The sequence below is a fragment of the Rodentibacter caecimuris genome, from assembly GCF_001019715.1.
Lineage (GTDB): Bacteria > Pseudomonadota > Gammaproteobacteria > Enterobacterales > Pasteurellaceae > Rodentibacter > Rodentibacter caecimuris.
Window position 1 is genome coordinate 1,317,977 of the sequence record NZ_BBXJ01000001.1, and the last position, 18,815, is coordinate 1,336,791.

The following is an 18,815-nucleotide window of genomic DNA, read 5'->3' on the forward strand; positions in this document are numbered from 1 at the left end:
GGTTAAGCGTTGGTTACACGTACAATGCCGCGGTGGTCTAATACATTTACACCGGCATCAATACGTACTTTGGTAGTAACGCCATCGACAGTAAAGCCGGTTTGTTGGTCGATAAACGGGGTTTCCACACCGTTTAAGTAGCTGACCTCAATCGCCTCTTTATTGATGAGATACCATTGTTTGGCATTGTGTGCCTGTAAACGTTGGGATTTAGTGACCGGCACAATATTTTGTAACGGGTTGATAATGCCCGCATTAATATCCGCCCCCTCTACTGAGCTTGAACCTAACACTTGTTTGGTTTTGGTGTAAAGTGCGGTCGGTGTCAACAATAAATCCGGTTCAATCGCAAGCTGTTTGCCGTCAAAGGATTTTTGCGCATTCATTAACTGAATGGCGCTATCAATGGTGGCAATATCAATTTTCCCACCGGTTAGCGTGTTTTTGTGCGCTGCGTCATACAATTTTTTGTTGTCGTAGCTCATTACCGGATCACCGGTTAATTGGGCAAAGACCAAATCGGCAATAGTCGCGCGTGCCGCTTGTCCGAGTTTATACGGAATAGCGGTCAGCATATTCATATCGTCATTGATGATGGTCTGACGGGTAATGCTGAACAATCCACCGTAAGTGGCAAGGGAAACGTGCATACCGGTATCACCCAAGGTCACGTAAGTATATTCTGCCCCTTCACGCACCATTGGCAAGCTATCAAAGCCCCCTAAGCCCACACGATAAGCCGGACGGAAGTCGGTTAAGGTGCCTTTGTGTGTCCATTGCTCAAAGTTTTCAGTGCTTTCAGCCCAACCTTTCAACACGGATTTATGCGCTACATCAATTAAGATTTGTCCGAAATCAGAAGTGGAATGGGTAAACGCCATGCCGACGATTTGCATTGGGTTGTAATTGAGTACGCTCACACCACGATCGACCAATGACGCACGGGCAAGCTCACGCAAGGTCATTGCATTGTAAGCGTTGTCTTTTTGGTTTTCTTCAAGACCGGCTCGGGCAAGTAATGAGGCTTTTACACTATCACTGATAAGATTTCCGTTGCCCGCGTGGATATGGCTTTGTGGGACGCTTGGCGTGGTGCCTTCACCGAGTTTTGCCAGTAATTTATCTTTGGCTTGTTCAGCGGTGATATTGACATCGCCCAAACATTCCACTAATAAATCGTTAAATTGTCCGTTAAACGGCGCAAACACCGCTTGAATAGTTTGGTTGCGTTGTGCCATTGCCGCTTGTACTTGTGCCGTATTATCGACAGCAGCAGCCGGTTTTTCGACTTGTGCTTGCACTTGTTTTGGTTCATCGCTTTTTGCCACTGTTTGGGTATTGGCGTTGCCTTGTGGCTTAAACAACATGTCTTTCATTGCTTTTGGCATATTTGAGTAATCCTCTAGTTTTTTTGATTGAATAGAAGCCATTGTCACAAGTGGCTCGGCGAGTTTGTCGGCGAAACCCTGTTCAACACATTCTTTTGCGTTTAGCCAAGTTTCCGCTGAAAGCATTTCTGCAAGTTCTTCAGGTGTTTTACCTGTTTTTTCGGCATACGCAGGAATCAACGTATTTTCGACTTTATCGAGTAAATCTGCATATTTACGCATATCTTCGGCATCACCGCCCTGAATCCCCCACGGTTTATGAATCATCATCATGGCATTTTCAGGCATAATGACTTCATTCCCGACCATGGCAATAACAGACGCCATAGAGGCAGCAAGACCGTCGATATAGACGGTCTTATTAGCCGGGTGATTTTTCAGTAAGTTGTAAATAGCAATACCGTCAAATACATCGCCACCGGGCGAGTGGATATGCAAATTAATTTGTTTCAGGTTATTAGGCTTTTAATTCCTTAGAAAATTGTTGTGCTGTTACGCCCCAGAAACCGATTTCATCATAGATTGAGATGTCGGCCGTATCCTTGGCAGCGGCTTTAATGGAAAACCAAGATTTCATTTATTTTCTCCTGATAATAAAAAACCACACATAAAAGTGCGGTCAGTTTTGGTTGAATTTTAATCTAGTAACTGCTGAAAGGCTTTGACTAATGCCAATCGTTCAGTATTGGATTGAATAAACTGTTTGGCTTTCGCCATTGTTTGTTCAAGCGGATATTTGAAATTGTAAAGATATTGCCCGCCAATCTCATTTTCCATTTGTTTTGGAATGTTCGTGCCACGTAATTTTTCTTGCATTTCGTGCGCTTGGAAACAAAAGCTATACATTCTGATAAATAGGGCTAATGCTTCTTCGCTTTGAGAAATATGATCAATGCGGTAATCCGGTTCCGGCAAGGCAAGCTGTTTCGGCTCGTTCCGGTGCATTGCTAAAAATGCTCTCAAGACGATTAGGTGGAATTTAGGGCTTATCCAAGTTGCATAGGCTAGGACTAATGCCTCACACACCCACGTTCCTTGAAGTTCAGGGTTGCGACCGCCACGGACAATTTTGACCGATGCGCAGATCTGCGCATCGCTATTTTTAGAGTTTTGAGAATTTGCGGAACGATCAATTTCAGCAATTAAACCCTGTGTTGTATCAAGGCGCATAAACTGATTAGGACGATGTTTAGGATCGTTACCACATACAACGTGAAGATCATTTAAAGAAAAAAGACCATCTAAGGAACGAATTTTAGTATTAAGGATAGTTAAATTTGACATACTGATTTCCTTCTGAATAGAAGCCCTAATTTTGAGTTAGGGTGATCGACAGCTCAAAACTGGTCAGTATTCCAGCGGACGTATTCCCCTTTCGGGTGTTGTATTAGTCGCACTGTCGATCATTGATTACATTGTTGTTTTTGTATCGTTAAATATTGTGGTAAAGAGAAAGAGATCACAAGCTTTAGATACAAAAAAATCACGCTAACGGGGTGAATACCGATACTGATAAAGGCTTTTGAGACCTAGCTCTTTAAGAGCTTGAGAAGAATACTCTTTAATTTTTGTTCTGTCAAATTCTCTCAAAATAAATTCGGCTTGCCTTTCTGTATCCAAAACTATACAATACACCTAAATAAAAGAGGCGATTATGTATATCATTGAAGAAACCGATATATTTTCCAACTGGTTAGAAAATCTAACCGATGAACTGGCGATAGTTAATATTGTTGCCCGTATCGAACGTGCCAAGCTAGGCAATTTCGGCGATCATAAATCCGTAGGCAATGGAGTATTTGAAATGCGCATCACAAAAGGAAAAGGCTATCGGCTGTATTATGCACGCAAAGGAGAAATTACTTATCTTTTACTTTGTGGCGGTGATAAATCAACGCAAGATAAAGATATTTTACAAGCCAAAGCGATATGGACAGAACTCAAACAGGAGCTTAAAAATGACCATTAAAATTCAAGAATTTGATGCCGCGCGTTATTTAAAAAATGAAAAAATGATGGCGGCTTATTTAGCAACAGTTCTTGAAGACGGTTCAACCGAAGAATTTATTCAAGCACTCAATACTGTTGCCCGTGCAAAAGGGATGACAGAATTAGCCGAAAAAACAGGGATTGGGCGAGAAAGCCTTTATAAAACTTTATCAAGCGAGAAACCACGCTTTGATACCATTATGAAAATCATCAATGCACTAGGCTTAAATGTGTCTGTCACGCCTAAAACGATGAGTGCATAAATAAAAAGCCTGTTTTGGTAACAGGCTTGTAATTGTTCCCTAAAATAATAATGAATAAAATACTCAATCCTTATTCAATCCTAACGAACCTAAGTGTCATATTTGAGTCTATTTAGCTTCTATATTTTAAAGTCTGATTTTCTTTTGCTGTGAATGAATCAGTATCTTCAATATTAGGACATAATCCAGCTCCTGATTTTAACCTTAAAACATGTTCACCATAAGATACATACAAATTAGCATATTCCCCTTGTTTTAAGGAAACAGCCTTAGTTTTATCTACAAAAATATCGTGACTACATCCTGACCCAGTAAACCCAGAGTCACGAAGAATAACAACTTTAGCTGTGTTTTTTGCCGGGGTAGTTAATGTCAAATCATAAACTCTTTCTTTAGGAACCTGCTTACCAGTGTTTTCAGTAATTGGTGTAGTTGAACACCCGGTCAATAAAATTCCTACTAAAATACTTAAAATTAATTTTTTCATTTCAAGATCTCTATACAAGTAAAAATAAACTGCATTTTATAAAGTTGATTTCACTTTTTCCGCGATCTAGATCACAACATAGGAAAAAAGAGCCAAGCGGTTGATTGCTTGAGTGATTTTTAAGCAAGAAAAATACATTTATTTTCGGATAGCATTAGTAACAATGACTGTTTAGCTGCAAAAAGATGCTTTTTATAAAAATCTTCTTTAATATCTAACTCAAATAATATCCTCTTTACCTCTTGTTTTGATACATACTTCCGCATAAATACTTCAAATAGTAATGGTGAAACTTTACACATAACAAGTAATTTATCGTGTATGAGCATTCCCATTTCATCGCTTAATGGTATAACAGGATAACGATCTTCAGGAGTTGCCTCACGCAAAAAAGGTTGCATAGAGGGATATGAGATATTCGGGTTGGCTCGACACCATCTTCCATAGCTTATAGATAAAGCTTCAATGTTAGTAAAAGTATAACCTCTCATTCCAATCCCCTTATGGTAACTACAATTTTTCCGCTTTTTATCGGATTGTGCTTTTCCGCAGTCAGTTTATCAATCAAACTATCATCAGCGATAACGCCGGCATAAGTCAGCGAATCAAATAATGCTTTAAAAATATTATCAATATCCCGTTTGTGTTTATCCGGCAGGTAAATCGCAACATTTAACGACACTTTTCCGGTAAATTTTTTGGTATTTTTAGGTAAAAAACCGACCGCACTTTGATAAGCCTTTCCCTGCTTTGTCACGTAATGAATGCCATTGCGGGTATGCTTCCAGTAGTGATTTACTGTCGGCAGGTATGGGAGCTCTAAGACGACTTCATCTACCATTTACTTTCCCTTCATTGACTAAGTTTGCAATCGTCCGAAATACTCCATCTGCATGAGCCTGTTTTACTTCGTCTAAATCACAGCAGCGGGTACGGCGATCAATTTCATCGTGACAAGAACTACAAGCCCAAGCACCCAATATATCGGTTGCTTTCTGCCCTACACCAGTAATCCCCGCCATTCTGATATGCGCCAATACCGTCGTTTTCGGATTAAAATTGCAAATGCCTGCAAGTCTCACTTGGCACTCACGCTCTTTCGCTTCTTTTCATAGATTTGCCATTATTTCCCCTAAAAAACGCATATAACTGGTTAATCACATTCTCATCTGTGGTATTACCAAAAATCTCTTTGAGCGCGGCATTGATTCATTGATTAATGCTGAGTAACATTTTTCAAATTCATCTTGCTCCATATTGCCATAACTCAAACTTTGAGCTTCTACCCGTAGGCTGCCGTCCAATTTGTAAGTCACATCTTTATAGCCGGCAATCACTGTCAGATTCTTGCGGAAAGTGTCAAACTGCTTGCGTTCGTCAAAGTATTTCCATTCGGTTTTATCTGCGGCCCAATGCTCAAAACAGAAATTAAAAAAGGCGAAAACCTTACGATGAAATGCCGGATTGCGAACTTGCTTAATTTCGATTTCGTATTGCTCGCCGTTGCGGAACTTCTGCAAGGCTTCCGTTTCCGTTGCCGGCACAAAAGTTCCCCCCGGTAACTTCGTCATCTGAAATCTAGCCATTAAACTTCCCAACCCTCATTAAAAAATCTCTCTGAAAAAATAAATAGAACCACAAATTCATTTTTACGTCTTCTTGGATAAATTTTGGGGCTGAAGTAGATTAGCCCTAAATTTCACACCATTTTCGCAAGGTTTTAAGCTGCATTTTAGGTGTCCCAACGTTAAACCGAAATTCACATTCCTTCAAGAATAAGGGAAAGTTTTTTCGGTTTATTCCATTATATTTTCGAAGTACTCGCTTGGCTTGACTCCAAAAATTTTCAATCCCATTAATGGGATTTTCTCGCTCGGCAAATATCTCTGAATGATTAATTCGCTCGTGGTGAAATTCACTCACATCAAGAGCATCATCGCTACGATAAGTATCCGTATAAACCCAGCTATCGGGCTTAATTTTCCTTTTAATAACAGTGAAGTAACGTTTCGCTCTTGGTATTTTCAACAACGACAGTGAAGACCTTTCCCTGTCGTTTTAAAATGCCAAATACAGCGACCTTTCCTGCTGGCGCCTCGTCCTCTTTTTCCTTTACGATGACCACCAAAATAGCTCTCATCCAGCTCAATTTTTCCCTCAAAAATCTCATCGACTTCAAGGGATAAATGGTAGTCGATGACTTGGCGAATTTTATGGTAAAACAGAATTGCCGAATTAGGCTGAATACCGAGGAGATCTGCTGCTGAACGAGCGGTCACTTCTAGCACAAAAAATTCAAGTAACCTTTTTTGTATAGATTTCTTTAATTTACAATGGGTTATCTTCATTTTTATAGACTAACATAACTGTTAATCTACGTCAGCCCCTTAATTTTTGCAATCCCTTTAATTCGTCTGGCTTTAGTTAATTTTCTATAATCTAAGCCTTTCAAAATAAAAGGGAGATTTATCTGAATCTTAATTCTTCCAGTCGCACAAACTTGATTAAAATCAAGTGTTGGAAATTGACTTTTTACAAATTGACGTAATAGTTTTTTATTCATACCCACCGACCTTTTTCAACTCTTCCAACTTAAACCAACCGCAAGACTTCGTGCGGTTTAAACTGCAATCCCGACTGACATTCGGGAATCGTCCCGTGTAATGCCCGGCACAGCGAAAAGGTTCGTCTCAAACCAACCCCATTCATCACCGGCACTGCAATCCTCAATTTCCCCACCGCATTTAGGACATTGGTATTTAGTGTCGGTCATTGCATTGCTCCTCGAATTATGGCCATTGCTCTTTCTCTCGCTTGGTCTGCGCGGGCTTTGTCGTAAAAACTCGGTTTCTCTGGAATCATTTTCGGAATGTCCTCAAAAACAAAATTCGACCGCACTTTTTTCGCTGCATTGTCAAGTAACTTAGGGATGTATTTCAGCGTGTCCTCTTCCGATTTTTTCCGGCATTTCTCGTAGATATTTTTCAATAGCCAAAACTCAACGTTTGAGCGGTAGTCAAATTCTGCTTGATTGAATCGGGCATAACCCAAGAGTGATTTATAACGTTGATATAATTCCGTTTCGTTCGGCAAACCCAGTGCGTGATAGTCTTCACTACACCAAGCAATAAATTGTCCAACACTAGGGAAAAACGGACTTTCAGAACCCGCTGCTCGATCTAATCCACGTTTTAATGCCAATGGGGTCATCACATCCGCTTTGAGCAATTCTTCAAGCCATACTTGCTTGGTTTCGTTGTAAGTTTCCATGCTGTCAAATGCCTGTTTCCCAGCTGGGAAAAGCGATTTCAATCAGGCAAACATCCGGTCAATTAATTTCGTTGCATTACCGGAAACATCGGATTTTTCGACCGCACTTTTCTGAGTTGGTATAATTGCGTTCATCGTAAATACTCCGGAATTAAACTTGGAGCGATGTTTAATTTTCTTCCCACGCTCCATGTGCCGCTATCGGCAAAAGGATCATTGCTTGCACTTGAGTTTACCGTTCGATTAGGCGAGGACTTCAGCGCAAATAACCCGGTGTAGGTGTTGGCGATAGATTGATCTAAAATTGCCCTCGCCAAATCAGGATCACCCCCACTGAGTTTTTCCAAGTCTCGTAAATATCGATTAATCGTATCTTGGGTTTTAATTTCCGCCCGCTTGGCTTTACGCATTCGGCAATAAGCGATCCATGTCTCACGATCGACATAACCCGGCAAAGGAATATTTTCTGCGTTGATTTTTCCAATCGCAGGCGTAGCCGATTCCCCTTGGGGGGGATATTTTGTATATTGTTTTTTGTAGAGTGCCAATTTTTGGTACTGGTTTAAAATCGTTATTTTCATCAATGAAAAAGTTGAGTGAAAACTCGTTAATTTCACCTTGTTTACGCTCAATATTAACCAGATTCACCGATTCTAATTCTTCTATTGCTGCATAAGCCGTTTTTCGATCTTTAATACCGCATTGAGCCATAAATTGAGAGGTAGAAATACGATCGGAATCTTTTCTCCAACCAGTCGTTTTCCGTGCAATGAGCAAATAACACTTAATAGCCTTGCCGGAGAGTGAATCTAAGTATTCATCAACAAAAGAATTTGGAATTTGAAAAGAATTGGGAATAAATCGACTCATAACATCAACTTCGAAGCGTAACGTGACGCAATGAATTCAATACCTTTGCTTGTCACTCGTGTTTGTGTGAAATTGTGACCGTGTTCTGCCGTGCCGGTTTTGACGGTGAACAATTCTTTTGAATGAGCAGATTGATACGGCAACAAATTACCGGATTGACGATAAAGCAATCTGTCATCAATCAAGCGATTGATTAATGCTCTTTCCGGCATCTTCAAAATCTTAGCGGTTTCGCGTAAGGATTTACTTGTTCCCACTTCGACATAATGATCTACAAAAGCCACTTTAGGTGCATTACGTTCTTTCTCAGCTTGTAATTCAGCCGCTAAAAGTAATGCCTCAGAAAATGATTGTGGGATATTTATAGCCGGTTTTTGTTGATTTTCGAGTTCTTGCCAGCGATCAATAATACGTTTGCGTAATTTGACGTTATAACCGGCAATGAGCGTAAGGGTTAAATCGTAAGGTAAAAGAAATTCTCGGTAAGTTTGCCCATTTTGGGAGTATGTCCAAAAATGGGCATACCCCTCAGAGTTAATTTCAAGTTGCTCAAACATCATTTCAATATCACGAGTAACATGTCGATGTTCTTTTTCACACAATTCCGCAATCTCTCGACTGCTCATTGTCAAAGTGCTTGCATTTTCGTTAATTATTGGTAATAATTTACCCACTAAATACATCTCCATAGATAGAAAATTGCCACGGTTGCAGCCGTGGTTTTTTATTGCCGTTTGTTTAATACAATCACACTCTCAATCGAAAGCTGTGTCGCCGATAAATGCTTGCTCAAGGCTTGACGAATTTTGTCTTCCTCATGTGACGTTATTTCACCGTCTTGCAATGCCTGCTCTAAGATTTTGTAAAGTAACCCGCGTGCAGATAATTCTTGAATCTGCAAGAAAGATAATTCCGCATTGTCTAACTCATCTGCGCTCACATTCGGTACAAAACGACCACCGGACAGTCTGCAAATCTAATCGGTAAAATCCGTTAAGCCGTACTCTTGCTGAATAGCGATTAACTCTTCCGTCTTAAATCGCTGCCCTTTCGTCTGATAGAGCCGATTGTTTAGCTCGCTTTCTGAAAAACCAAGAAAGCCTGCGACCGCACTTTTACCGCCCGGTACTTTCTCGATCATCTCAATAATCATTTTCTTCATCGCCATAATTTCCTGTGGTTTTTTATGGTTTTCATTTGGGGGAAATCGGGTAGATTAGTTTTTGACAGGGAAAACATCGTCAAGAGAGACATTCGCACCCAAAATGTTTAGTGCAACAATGATTTGTCTCGCTACAGCCAATGATGGCTTACGGGTTCCGGTTTCGTAATTTGCAATTCTTGGTTGACTCCAGCCAATACTGCTCGCCAATTGAGTTTGAGTTACACCAATTTGATTGCGGATTTTTGCAATATTGTTCATATATATTTCCATTTGTAATAAATTCCATACAAATAAAATCACAAAAAGAATGTTTGGTAATTGCAATTTGAAATTATGAAAATATAACGGAACGTATTAAAATAGATTAAAGATAAAATTAGGGGGAAAATGGCAACAACATTAGGCGAAAGAATCAAGGCTTACAGGGAGCAACTTGGTATAAGTCAAAAGGAATTAGCTGAACGTAGCAATCAGCTAGATAAAACAAATTCAAATTGGGGGCAGCCAAGAATAGCTAACTATGAGAAAGGTAATCGAACACCGAATCTTGATGATATAAAAATCTTAGGAAAAGTCCTAAATGTAGATCCACAAGTTTTGGCTTTTGATACCAATGTTGAACCAATAAAAATTGTAAGATCTCGCGAATATCCACTGCTTAGCAAAGTACAAGCCGGCTTATGGACCGGAATTGATTATCTCCAAAACATTGATGAGGGCTTTGAATTTTTATCAACCAACACACTTGCTTCCGAAAATGCTTTCTTTTTGCAAATATCCGGACAGTCAATGGAAACTCGCTTTCACGAAGGGGATTTAGTGTTAATCGATCCGGACCTTGCTCCGACACTGGGCAAATTTGTTGCGGCTGTTAATGGTGATGGTGAAGCAACATTTAAGAAATATAAAGAACTTGGTATTTTTGATGAATAGGGTTCTCCACACTTTGAATTAGTGCCGCTTAACGATGTATTCCCAACATTAAGCTCTCTCAACCAAGAGATACGCATTATAGGTGTAGCCGTTGAGCATCGACAAGGCTTGTAATGAGAGTAAACCAAAGCCAGAAGTTGATTTTATTACAGGCAAGAATCAATATAAATTAGGAGTAAAAATGCAACAGAAAATTCAACAAGCCCAAGATAATTACGGGCTACTACTCGAATTACAGAAAAAACTGGCAGAGAGCCTAAAAGATTGGCAGGAAGCCACTAAATTAGCCAAAGAGCTTGAAACTTTTTACCAACAGCCAGAATGGATAGAGTTACACGATAACTCCGAAAAATATACCTTCGACACCAAAGGCAATTACAGCGTCCTATCGGAAGATGCAATTTGGAATACATTGTGGGAGCAGAAGGAGCTGGCAGGTGAAGTAGCCAACATCGCAATCAATATCTTACGAAATAAATAGAGAAAAATATTGATTATGCATAGCACAGAAGCTGGATTTTGAACTGAGACAGGACAAACTGTTGGAGAAAGTGGTTTGGAATGTGTTGTTTGTGCTTTAGTCTTAATTTAGAAACAAGTGTACCATTTTAATAACAAAATCAAGTTTTTATAGATGGAAACACCTGTTGTAACTGCAACCTTTTCTCAAGGTATTTTTGACATTTCAATTAATAAAAAAATTCCGATGGGTATTTTTGACTTATAGGCGTAGCAATAGAGCATAGGCAGGGGTTGTAATGCAAGACACGAGTACTGTCTGAATAGAATAAAGAGTTAATTATTAACCTAGCCTTCCTCAAACAGAGATTTATCTAAAATAGGATGGGAAACGATGAAAATTGAACCAAACGAACAAGAGTTATCTATTACTTTTCCACAAAATTTATATTACTCAACAACAAAGCCTCTACATGTTAATGATGTTATAAAGTCATTACGAGGTTTAAATGTGGTTGTCAAAAGTACAAAGCCAACGTTAAATGTAGTATTTGATACAGAAATTTCCAATATAGAACTTTATGTAAAGTCAATAGAAGAAGGTAGCTTATTAGAAGAAACTTTTATAAAATTATTCTTCAATTCACAAGCTGAATATGATGCCTTTTTAAGAAAAATTCACGATAAATTTGGAGATAAAGCGATGAAAACGACAGGAGCAATCATATTAGCTGTTGTTTCTTGCTTTACACTCTATGGAATGTATAAAGCAGCAACAGCCGGTTCAGCTAGTGGAACAATTGCTGTTGAAAGTTATAATACAATAAATAATTATTACATTGCTCCTGAAATCTGGAAGAAAGGTGCTGACTTAGCAAAAACATCTTGCCGGCAGAGACAAAAAACTAATTGATATTGCCAACTACAACTGCGTAAAAGGCAAAATCAAATTCGGTCAAGTCAGAGCCAAAGAACGCCGACAAATGGGTTGTCGGGAGTTAGTGAGGTAAATATTTTTTGGTGAAATAATCAGGCAAGCTTTAATAGAAATCTATTGATTAAAGTAACCTCGGTGATTGAGCCAATCCGAGTAGGTCACGTTAAGACTGGGGGTAATTAGCTCAGTTGGGAGAGCGCCGGACGCAATCCGGGTGTCAATGGTTCGATTCTATTTATTACCCGCTAACTTGCACCACAAGATAAAAAATGGGGATCGGTTGAGCCTTACAACCTAAAAGAAAGGCAATCATCAAAAACAGCTCTTAAAACCCTGTGCAAAGCAATTCGCCCAATCTTCTTGAATCTGCACCGAGAGCGGTTTTTAATGACATATAGACCCAGTCTCACTCCATTTGCCCTCGTGCGAGGGCTTTCTTATACCCCAAAACTACTCTAAAATGACCAAAAAACAGTAACTCAAGGAGAAAAAATGAATTTACCCGATGATTATTTTTTAGATACTGATGATGAAATGCTTGAGTATTTGGAAAATCAAGCCAAACAAAGCATTGCAGAAATACAGAAATCAAATGAACAAAACCGAGAAAAAGCCTATCGTTTACTAAACTATCTCGTAGCAGGCATAGGCGGGGTAGCCTACCCCGAATTTGCTGATGACATTCTAGCCGTCCAATTTCGCGATCTACGGGCCAAAGCCGGAACAGATACTTTCCTTTCTTCCAATACCGAATCGGCCCAAAAGCAACTCGGTCATGCCTCCCCTCAAATGACCAAACGTTACATCCGAAAAGATAAAATCGTTCAACCTACTAAGTCATAGTTTCGGAACACCCTCCAAAATTTCGGAACGTTTCTAAAAAAATATCAATACAACTATTTGATAGTTAAAAATTTTTCTGAGCGTTTAAATTACGGTGATTATTTGGAAAAAATAATTCCTGTAAAAAAAGAGGGGGAAATTCATCATTTCCCCCTTATCTTTTCTATTTTTTTGTCAATTTTCGCACCACGGTGGTTAAGCCAAAGGTGAAAGCAATAACAGGAAAAGTTACTCCTAATTCGGTTTCCCATTCTTGCCACATTAAAACACGATAAATAACAAAGCCGATAAACCAAATAGCCAAGCCTATAACATCAATATTTTTCTGAGGTTCGCGTTGTTTAAACACAAAGAAATCAGCAATCAATACCCCTATCATAGGAGCGAACACCGAGCCGATAAAAAAGAGAAAATGCTCATATTGTGTGACCGGCAACATTGTTGCAAGAATAATACCGATAACCACCGTGAGAATTGAAACCCATTTCACACTCAATTTCGCGTAAATATTATTCAAGCTCATTCCCGTGGAATGGGCCGGTAATGCTGTATTAATCATGGTTGATGTGACAACAATCAGCACACCAACGATACTGACACCGGATAATGCCAAAATTTGAGCGATTTCTGATTTTCCGCTTACAAGCGCAGCCCCTAATCCAATAGAATACATCCAACAGCTTGTAACGGTATAGGCGAGAGTAGAAAGTGCGGTTGTTTTTAACGGTGTTTTTGTGTGTTTTGTATGATCGGAAACAACCGGAATCCAAGATAACGGCATAATCGCGGCAATCTCTACCGCAGTACCAAACTTAATATGATGTTGCTCTTCCAAGAGCGGGATAAAATCACGGCTAATGATTTGTAATGTTAACCAAAGCATTAATAAAAACATCGTCACCAAAGAAAGACTTTTTATCACTCCAAGATTAGTAAATCCCATTAATAACCAGACTATGATGAGTACACCTAATCCAACGGTAAATAAGGGGAAAAGTGCATTTTGAGCTTCCTGTTGATTCAAAATAGAAATCACTTCTGCCCCCATATAAATCATTACGGCAGTCCAACCGATAAGCTGCATCGCATTGAGCACGGAGAAAAGTATCGAACCTTTTTGACCGAAAGAAATCTGTACGGTTTGCATTGCACTTTTTTGTGTTTTGGCACCGATTAAGCCAGCACAAAAGAACATTGCACCGCCAATAATATGCCCGAGTAGAATAGCAAGAAGCCCTTGTTTCCAACCAAGGGGCGCAAACCAAGTTCCGGTTAAAATTTCAGCCATAGAAATAGCTGCAGTAAACCACACAAGACTTGCAGTAAGGTTTGAATGTTTGTGTTGCATTTTTTTCTTCCTTTTAGGTTAAGTATTGTTGATTAAAATTTATAATATAAAAAATTCAAAAAGATTAGATTAAATAGGAATGCTTGAGAAGAATACCAACAAAAGCGGGGGGAGGATATTGGTTACAAATCCAAAAGAAATAGCAATGGGTGTGACTTCTATTCCGCCCGATTTTTGGATAATGGGCAAAGTACAATCTAATGCGGTCGCACCGGTGATACCAATAGCGGTTGAGCGAAAATGTTGCATAAAAAGCGGTACGATAAACAAACTAATAATTTCCCGAGATAAATCATTGAAAAATGCAATACTCCCCTGCATCGGCCCCCACGCATTTGTCAGAACCACGCTTGATAAAGAATACCATCCCATTCCTGAAGCAAATGCTAAACCCTGAGTAATAGGTATCGTTAAAACCAACGCCGCGATGATCCCACCTAATAAAGAAGTAATGGTAAACACAATACCGGTTTGAAAACCACGTTTATTAAACAATACTTCTTTTAACGTGATGCCATTATTGCGCAGCTGAATACCGACAAAAAAGATTAATGCGATCAGAACATAAAGATTAATGCCCGTTGGTAAAACAAGATAAGTGTTAAATAACCAACCACATAAGATACCTAAAACGACCGAGCCGGAGAGTTTAAAAGAATCAACTAACGAATGCCAACGAGAGATGATCTTTCCTTGGGATTTGAGTACAGGTGCCGGATTAAAACGATCATAAATCATTAACCCAATCATATTTGAAGTTAAAATACTCATTGAAAGTATCGCTGCTGTTTTACCAATGATGGGTAATTTTGTTTCAAGATCATCAAGCTGACCAAGTAAATATCCCATTAAAAATAAGATAATGTACAACAGAAATATTACTATTTGATTAATTCCGGCGATATACTTTTTATTTTTTACTTTCAATAAATAGCCTAATAGCATAGGCACTAAAACGATTAACAATCCATTGATCATGTCCTGCATGATTATTTTCCTTTGCAATAAACTTCGCCTAGCATACCTTTTTTATTAATAGGGTCAAGCCAAGCAATCAATTTTTGAAACTCATTGACAATACACGTATTCCTTGTGTGAAAAGTGCGGTGGATTTTTGGGTATTTGACAGGCAGAAAGAGAGCTTTCCGAATTACACCGCTTTTATGAAAAAGTGCCGATGTATAAAAATGTGCTGTTTAAAAGCTGTTTAACAATAATCAATGAGCGAAGTTCTGTAATATTAGCGAGGATTTTTATCTGGAAAAATAAATTTGGCGACAAAATTCTCAACACAGAAACCAGTAAGAAAGAGAATGACAAAAACAGCGGAATCGTCAATAACGCAAGCGACTGAGCAATAGGAATAAGGAAAAACTCACGCTATCCAATGGAGTTGCTACTACGGGTCATCACCGTGAGCCTTGAAACCAATCGGATTGTGAACAGTTTGCCTAAGTTGGAAATTTAGAAGAATGAAAAATGGGGCGTAATTTATACGCCCCAATATTTTAGAAAACCAACCGTACTTTATCTCAACGCTTTCTCAATCTTCTCAAATAAATCTTTGGAAAGATTTTCGACAGTGCTTAAGCGTTCCAACGCGCGTTTCATTAGCATTTGACGCTGAGTATCATAACGGGCAAAACGAATCAACGGTTCGATTAGCCGAGCGGCAACTTGTGGGTTGCTATCATTGAGTTTAATTAACACATCCGTTAAGAAACGATAACCGGAACCGCTAATTTCGTGGAAAGCCTTGAGATTTTGGTTGACAAAACTCCCCACTAAAGCACGAAGACGATTTGGATTGTTGAAATTAAAACTTGGGTGATCCATAAGATGATTCACAATTTCTAACACATTTTCATCCGGTCTTGTGGCTTGCAAAGCAAACCATTTATCCATCACCAAGCCGTCGTGTTGCCATTTTTGCTCAAAATCAGCGAGCAATGTATCACGGCACGGAAGGCAGGCTTTGGTTGCCGCTGTAAGTGCCGCGAGGGTGTCAGTCATATTATTCGCCGCATTGTAATGCTTATGGACGAGACTATTGCCAAGCGATGTATAAGCCAAATAATTTAAACAAAGGTTACGCATTGCACGTAAGGCAATATCTTGTTGGGTAATATGATACCCCGCCAAGCGAATATGATTGTAGCGTTTAAGTAATTGTTCTTTTAGATGTTCGGCAATGGTACGCAACATAAATTCACGGGCTGCCACAATGCCATCGGGATCAATAGTTTTAAAACTTTCGGCAAATTCAATATCCCGTGGTAAGGTGAGGATTAAGGTTGCCAATTCAATATCGTCTGCATAATTTTCCAACACTTGTAAAAGTGCGGTCAAAATTTGAGGCGAAATCTCAAAATCTTCTCCTTGTTGGAAGTGAGTCACGTTACGTCGTAACTCGTTCGTAAATAACATTTGTGCCGCATCCCAACGCACAAAGGCATTTTCGGCAAATTTTAATAAAGTAAGAAGTTGTTCCGTGGTGTAATCGTAATCTAACTTCACCGGTGCAGAAAAATCTTCCAACAATGCCGGAACAGGGCGACCATAAATGCCGTGAAATTCAAACACTTGATCTTTTTCAGTAATATTTAATACCCTGCTTAGTGGTGTGCCATCATACTGGAGCATTTGTTTTGTACCGTCTTGGGCATACAGTGCCATTTTAAGTGGAATATGCAGATTCACTTTTTCCATTTGATCTGCTGTTGGAGGAGTAGATTGAGAGACGGTTAAACGATAAGTATGGGTTTGTTCGTCATAAGCATCGCTAACTAACAATTCCGGAGTGCCTGATTGACTATACCAACGGCGGAATTGAGTTAAATCAAGCCCGTTCGCACGCTCCATTGCAGAGACAAAATCTTCACAGGTCGCGGCTTTGCCGTCATTTTTCGCAATATATAATGTCATACCTTTTTGGAATCCCTCCTCGCCCAATAAGGTATGCAACATACGGATCACTTCTGCGCCTTTTTCATACACAGTAACCGTATAAAAGTTATTCATTTCAATGACTTTTTCCGGACGAATCGGATGTGCCATAGGGCTGGCATCTTCAGCAAATTGCGTGGTACGTAAAAATTTCACATTATTGATACGATTTACCGCGCGAGAGCCGGTATCGGAAGAAAACTCTTGATCACGGAATACGGTTAATCCTTCTTTTAAGCTTAATTGGAACCAATCACGACAGGTCACACGATTCCCCGTCCAGTTATGGAAATACTCGTGGGCAATCACGCTTTCAATGGCTAGATAATCTTCATCCGTTGCAGTTTGCGGATTTGCTAACACAAATTTAGAATTGAAAATATTCAATCCTTTATTTTCCATCGCCCCCATATTGAAGAAATCCACCGCAACAATCATATAAATATCCAAATCGTACTCAAGATTAAAGCGATCTTCATCCCATTTCATCGATTTTTTCAGACTTTCCATCGCCCAACCGGCACGATCAAGATTACCGCGATCCACATAAAGTTCTAATGCCACTTCCCGTCCGCTTTTTGTGGTAAATTTATCTTCCAACAGATCAAAATCACCAGCCACTAAGGCAAATAAATAGCTTGGTTTCGGGAAAGGATCATGCCATTCAACCCAGTGACAACCATTATCTAACTCGCCTTCAGCAATACGATTGCCATTGGAAAGTAAGTAAGGATATTTCGTTTTATCTGCCGTAATTTTTGTGGTGTAACGCGCTAGCACATCAGGACGATCCAACATATAAGTAATTTGGCGGAAACCTTCCGCTTCACATTGTGTGCAAATCCCCTCGCCCGATTGATACAAACCTTGTAGCGAGGTATTTTCTGCCGGTACAAGAATGGTGACAATTTCCAGCTCAAATTCAGCCGAACTTTTATTGCTCAAATTCAAGGTTAACCCTTCGCCATCCTGCTGATAATCGGTGAAAGATGTACCGTTAAATTTAATAGAGGAAAATTGGAAACTATGACCGTCTAAACGCAAACTTCTTGCGTCGTCGTTTAGTCGTTGGAATTTTGTGGTTGCAGTAACTACAGTGTGATTCGGATCTAATTGAAAATCCAAATAAATGTCCGTAATAGTAAAATCCGGTTTTTTATAATCTTTTCGATATTTTGCTTTGGCTAACATAATCGGCTCTTTTTTAAGAAAAAATCGCCCACTAGGATATGATTTTACGGCAAAAGTTGCAATGGAATTTTCTCTCACCACAACCGAGCAAACGTTTGCTTAGCCTTGTTAAATTATGCTATTCTACGCACCGTTTTTAGTTTTAATTGAGAGCAAAAAATGTCCGCAACACAAGCACAAATTGCGATTGTAATGGGTTCCAAAAGCGATTGGACAACCATGCAAGAAAGCACGCAAATTCTAGATGAACTCAATGTACCTTACCACGTTGAAATCGTTTCAGCCCACCGTACCCCTGATAAACTTTTTAGTTTTGCCGAAAATGCACAGCAAAACGGCTATAAAGTGATTATTGCCGGCGCAGGCGGGGCAGCACATTTACCCGGTATGATTGCGGCGAAAACCTTGGTTCCCGTACTTGGCGTGCCGGTGAAAAGTTCCATGTTAAGTGGTGTGGATAGCCTTCATTCTATCGTGCAAATGCCAAAGGGAATTCCGGTCGGCACTTTAGCCATCGGGCCGGCAGGCGCAGCAAATGCTGCTTTGCTTGCAGCACAAATTCTGGCGGCTTGGGATCATGACTTACTTTCCCGTTTACAGGCTTTCCGTGAAAAACAAACAAACGCGGTATTGGATAATCCTGATCCACGCGTATAAAACACAAAAAATTTGACCGCACTTAAAAAAGTGCGGTTGTTTTTTCGATTATTTTTAACGAGAAATAAA

At 39.5% G+C, this 18,815-nt stretch carries 20 protein-coding genes, 1 tRNA gene and 6 pseudogenes; 8 read left to right on the forward strand and 19 right to left on the reverse strand.

The features are described 5' to 3' along the window. Nucleotides 1-2: 2 nt before the first annotated feature. Both PNEUHYL_RS06505 and PNEUHYL_RS06510 read right to left on the reverse strand, forming a co-directional pair. Complete coding sequence (locus tag PNEUHYL_RS06505) at nt 3-1,826, reverse strand: ClpP-like prohead protease/major capsid protein fusion protein (protein ID WP_418066644.1); 1,824 nt, start codon at nt 1,824-1,826, stop codon at nt 3-5. Between the two features lie 198 nt (nt 1,827-2,024). Next, a complete protein-coding gene (locus PNEUHYL_RS06510; RefSeq protein ID WP_059366394.1) occupies nt 2,025-2,672 on the reverse strand; it encodes a KilA-N domain-containing protein in 648 nt (215 codons plus the stop codon). Nucleotides 2,673-3,042: 370 nt separating this feature from the next. Between PNEUHYL_RS06510 and PNEUHYL_RS06515 the strand changes: the two genes are divergently transcribed. Beyond that, nucleotides 3,043-3,357: a type II toxin-antitoxin system RelE/ParE family toxin gene (locus PNEUHYL_RS06515; RefSeq protein WP_059366395.1), complete on the forward strand. Its 315-nt coding sequence runs from the start codon at nt 3,043-3,045 to the stop codon at nt 3,355-3,357. Then, nucleotides 3,347-3,640, forward strand: coding sequence for an addiction module antidote protein (locus tag PNEUHYL_RS06520; RefSeq protein ID WP_059366396.1), 294 nt, complete (start codon nt 3,347-3,349; stop codon nt 3,638-3,640). Before PNEUHYL_RS06515 ends, PNEUHYL_RS06520 begins: the two co-directional genes overlap by 11 nt. Nucleotides 3,641-3,752: 112 nt before the next feature. On the opposite strand, the gene PNEUHYL_RS06525 is transcribed toward PNEUHYL_RS06520, so the two are convergent. The 14 genes and pseudogenes from PNEUHYL_RS06525 to PNEUHYL_RS06590 all read right to left on the reverse strand — a co-directional run bounded on the left by PNEUHYL_RS06525 (nt 3,753) and on the right by PNEUHYL_RS06590 (nt 9,690). Beyond that, on the reverse strand, nt 3,753-4,127 hold the full coding sequence (locus PNEUHYL_RS06525; protein WP_059366397.1) for a DUF2846 domain-containing protein: 375 nt from the start codon (nt 4,125-4,127) through the stop codon (nt 3,753-3,755). Nucleotides 4,128-4,246: 119 nt separating this feature from the next. Then, complete coding sequence (locus tag PNEUHYL_RS06530) at nt 4,247-4,618, reverse strand: hypothetical protein (protein ID WP_059366398.1); 372 nt, start codon at nt 4,616-4,618, stop codon at nt 4,247-4,249. Next, nucleotides 4,615-4,968: a RusA family crossover junction endodeoxyribonuclease gene (locus PNEUHYL_RS06535; protein WP_059366399.1), complete on the reverse strand. Its 354-nt coding sequence runs from the start codon at nt 4,966-4,968 to the stop codon at nt 4,615-4,617. Before PNEUHYL_RS06535 ends, PNEUHYL_RS06530 begins: the two co-directional genes overlap by 4 nt. Beyond that, nucleotides 4,958-5,224, reverse strand: a pseudogene (locus tag PNEUHYL_RS06540) (DUF1364 domain-containing protein); the annotation flags it as partial. The pseudogene PNEUHYL_RS06540 and the gene PNEUHYL_RS06535, both read right to left, overlap by 11 nt. Beyond that, nucleotides 5,217-5,713, reverse strand: a pseudogene (locus tag PNEUHYL_RS06545) (DUF1367 family protein). The pseudogenes PNEUHYL_RS06540 and PNEUHYL_RS06545, both read right to left, overlap by 8 nt. Before the next feature lie 106 nt (nt 5,714-5,819). Next, nucleotides 5,820-6,475: pseudogene (locus PNEUHYL_RS06550) on the reverse strand (IS1595 family transposase). Between the two features lie 26 nt (nt 6,476-6,501). Then, nucleotides 6,502-6,690: a hypothetical protein gene (locus PNEUHYL_RS06555; protein WP_059366401.1), complete on the reverse strand. Its 189-nt coding sequence runs from the start codon at nt 6,688-6,690 to the stop codon at nt 6,502-6,504. Nucleotides 6,691-6,747: 57 nt separating this feature from the next. Continuing rightward, the gene (locus PNEUHYL_RS06560) at nt 6,748-6,900 is read right to left on the reverse strand and encodes a hypothetical protein (protein WP_239690335.1); all 153 of its coding nucleotides are present in this window, start codon (nt 6,898-6,900) and stop codon (nt 6,748-6,750) included. Continuing rightward, nucleotides 6,897-7,439 (reverse strand): annotated as a pseudogene (locus PNEUHYL_RS06565) (replication protein P); the annotation flags it as partial. The gene PNEUHYL_RS06560 and the pseudogene PNEUHYL_RS06565, both read right to left, overlap by 4 nt. Before the next feature lie 89 nt (nt 7,440-7,528). After that, nucleotides 7,529-7,807, reverse strand: coding sequence for a hypothetical protein (locus tag PNEUHYL_RS06570; RefSeq protein WP_059366402.1), 279 nt, complete (start codon nt 7,805-7,807; stop codon nt 7,529-7,531). Between the two features lie 22 nt (nt 7,808-7,829). Then, the gene (locus PNEUHYL_RS06575) at nt 7,830-8,267 is read right to left on the reverse strand and encodes a replication protein (RefSeq protein ID WP_239690334.1); all 438 of its coding nucleotides are present in this window, start codon (nt 8,265-8,267) and stop codon (nt 7,830-7,832) included. Then, nucleotides 8,264-8,941 (reverse strand): phage antirepressor KilAC domain-containing protein, encoded by a 678-nt coding sequence (locus PNEUHYL_RS06580; protein WP_059368836.1) that lies wholly within the window; start codon nt 8,939-8,941, stop codon nt 8,264-8,266. The genes PNEUHYL_RS06575 and PNEUHYL_RS06580 overlap by 4 nt, the downstream gene beginning before the upstream one ends. A gap of 50 nt (nt 8,942-8,991) precedes the next feature. Continuing rightward, nucleotides 8,992-9,435: pseudogene (locus tag PNEUHYL_RS06585) on the reverse strand (YmfL family putative regulatory protein). A gap of 48 nt (nt 9,436-9,483) precedes the next feature. Further along, on the reverse strand, nt 9,484-9,690 hold the full coding sequence (locus PNEUHYL_RS06590; RefSeq protein ID WP_059366403.1) for a helix-turn-helix transcriptional regulator: 207 nt from the start codon (nt 9,688-9,690) through the stop codon (nt 9,484-9,486). Nucleotides 9,691-9,819: 129 nt separating this feature from the next. Here PNEUHYL_RS06590 and PNEUHYL_RS06595 point away from each other — a divergent pair. The 5 genes and pseudogenes from PNEUHYL_RS06595 to PNEUHYL_RS06615 all read left to right on the forward strand — a co-directional run bounded on the left by PNEUHYL_RS06595 (nt 9,820) and on the right by PNEUHYL_RS06615 (nt 12,604). Continuing rightward, nucleotides 9,820-10,479: pseudogene (locus tag PNEUHYL_RS06595) on the forward strand (LexA family transcriptional regulator). A 67-nt stretch (nt 10,480-10,546) separates the two neighbouring features. After that, entirely contained in the window at nt 10,547-10,846 is a 300-nt protein-coding gene (locus PNEUHYL_RS06600; protein ID WP_059366404.1) for a DUF4298 domain-containing protein, read from the forward strand. 372 nt (nt 10,847-11,218) lie between these two features. Further along, nucleotides 11,219-11,737, forward strand: a complete 519-nt coding sequence (locus PNEUHYL_RS06605; protein WP_059366405.1) for a hypothetical protein — start codon at nt 11,219-11,221, stop codon at nt 11,735-11,737. 197 nt (nt 11,738-11,934) lie between these two features. Further along, nucleotides 11,935-12,006 (forward strand) — tRNA-Cys (locus PNEUHYL_RS06610). Nucleotides 12,007-12,253: 247 nt separating this feature from the next. Further along, the gene (locus tag PNEUHYL_RS06615) at nt 12,254-12,604 is read left to right on the forward strand and encodes a site-specific integrase (RefSeq protein WP_059366406.1); all 351 of its coding nucleotides are present in this window, start codon (nt 12,254-12,256) and stop codon (nt 12,602-12,604) included. 163 nt (nt 12,605-12,767) lie between these two features. Here PNEUHYL_RS06615 and cytX read toward each other — a convergent pair whose 3' ends face one another. From cytX to pepN, 3 genes are all read right to left on the reverse strand, one after another. Then, nucleotides 12,768-13,952, reverse strand: a complete 1,185-nt coding sequence (cytX, locus tag PNEUHYL_RS06620) for a putative hydroxymethylpyrimidine transporter CytX (protein ID WP_059366407.1) — start codon at nt 13,950-13,952, stop codon at nt 12,768-12,770. Between the two features lie 69 nt (nt 13,953-14,021). Then, the gene (locus PNEUHYL_RS06625; RefSeq protein WP_174435482.1) at nt 14,022-14,939 is read right to left on the reverse strand and encodes a LysO family transporter; all 918 of its coding nucleotides are present in this window, start codon (nt 14,937-14,939) and stop codon (nt 14,022-14,024) included. Between the two features lie 540 nt (nt 14,940-15,479). Beyond that, nucleotides 15,480-18,089 carry an aminopeptidase N gene (gene pepN, locus PNEUHYL_RS06630; protein ID WP_059366408.1) on the reverse strand — a complete coding sequence of 870 codons (2,610 nt, stop codon included), beginning with the start codon at nt 18,087-18,089 and terminating at the stop codon, nt 15,480-15,482. Between the two features lie 159 nt (nt 18,090-18,248). Between pepN and purE the strand changes: the two genes are divergently transcribed. Next, on the forward strand, nt 18,249-18,746 hold the full coding sequence (purE, locus tag PNEUHYL_RS06635) for a 5-(carboxyamino)imidazole ribonucleotide mutase (RefSeq protein ID WP_059366409.1): 498 nt from the start codon (nt 18,249-18,251) through the stop codon (nt 18,744-18,746). Nucleotides 18,747-18,815 lie beyond the last annotated feature (69 nt).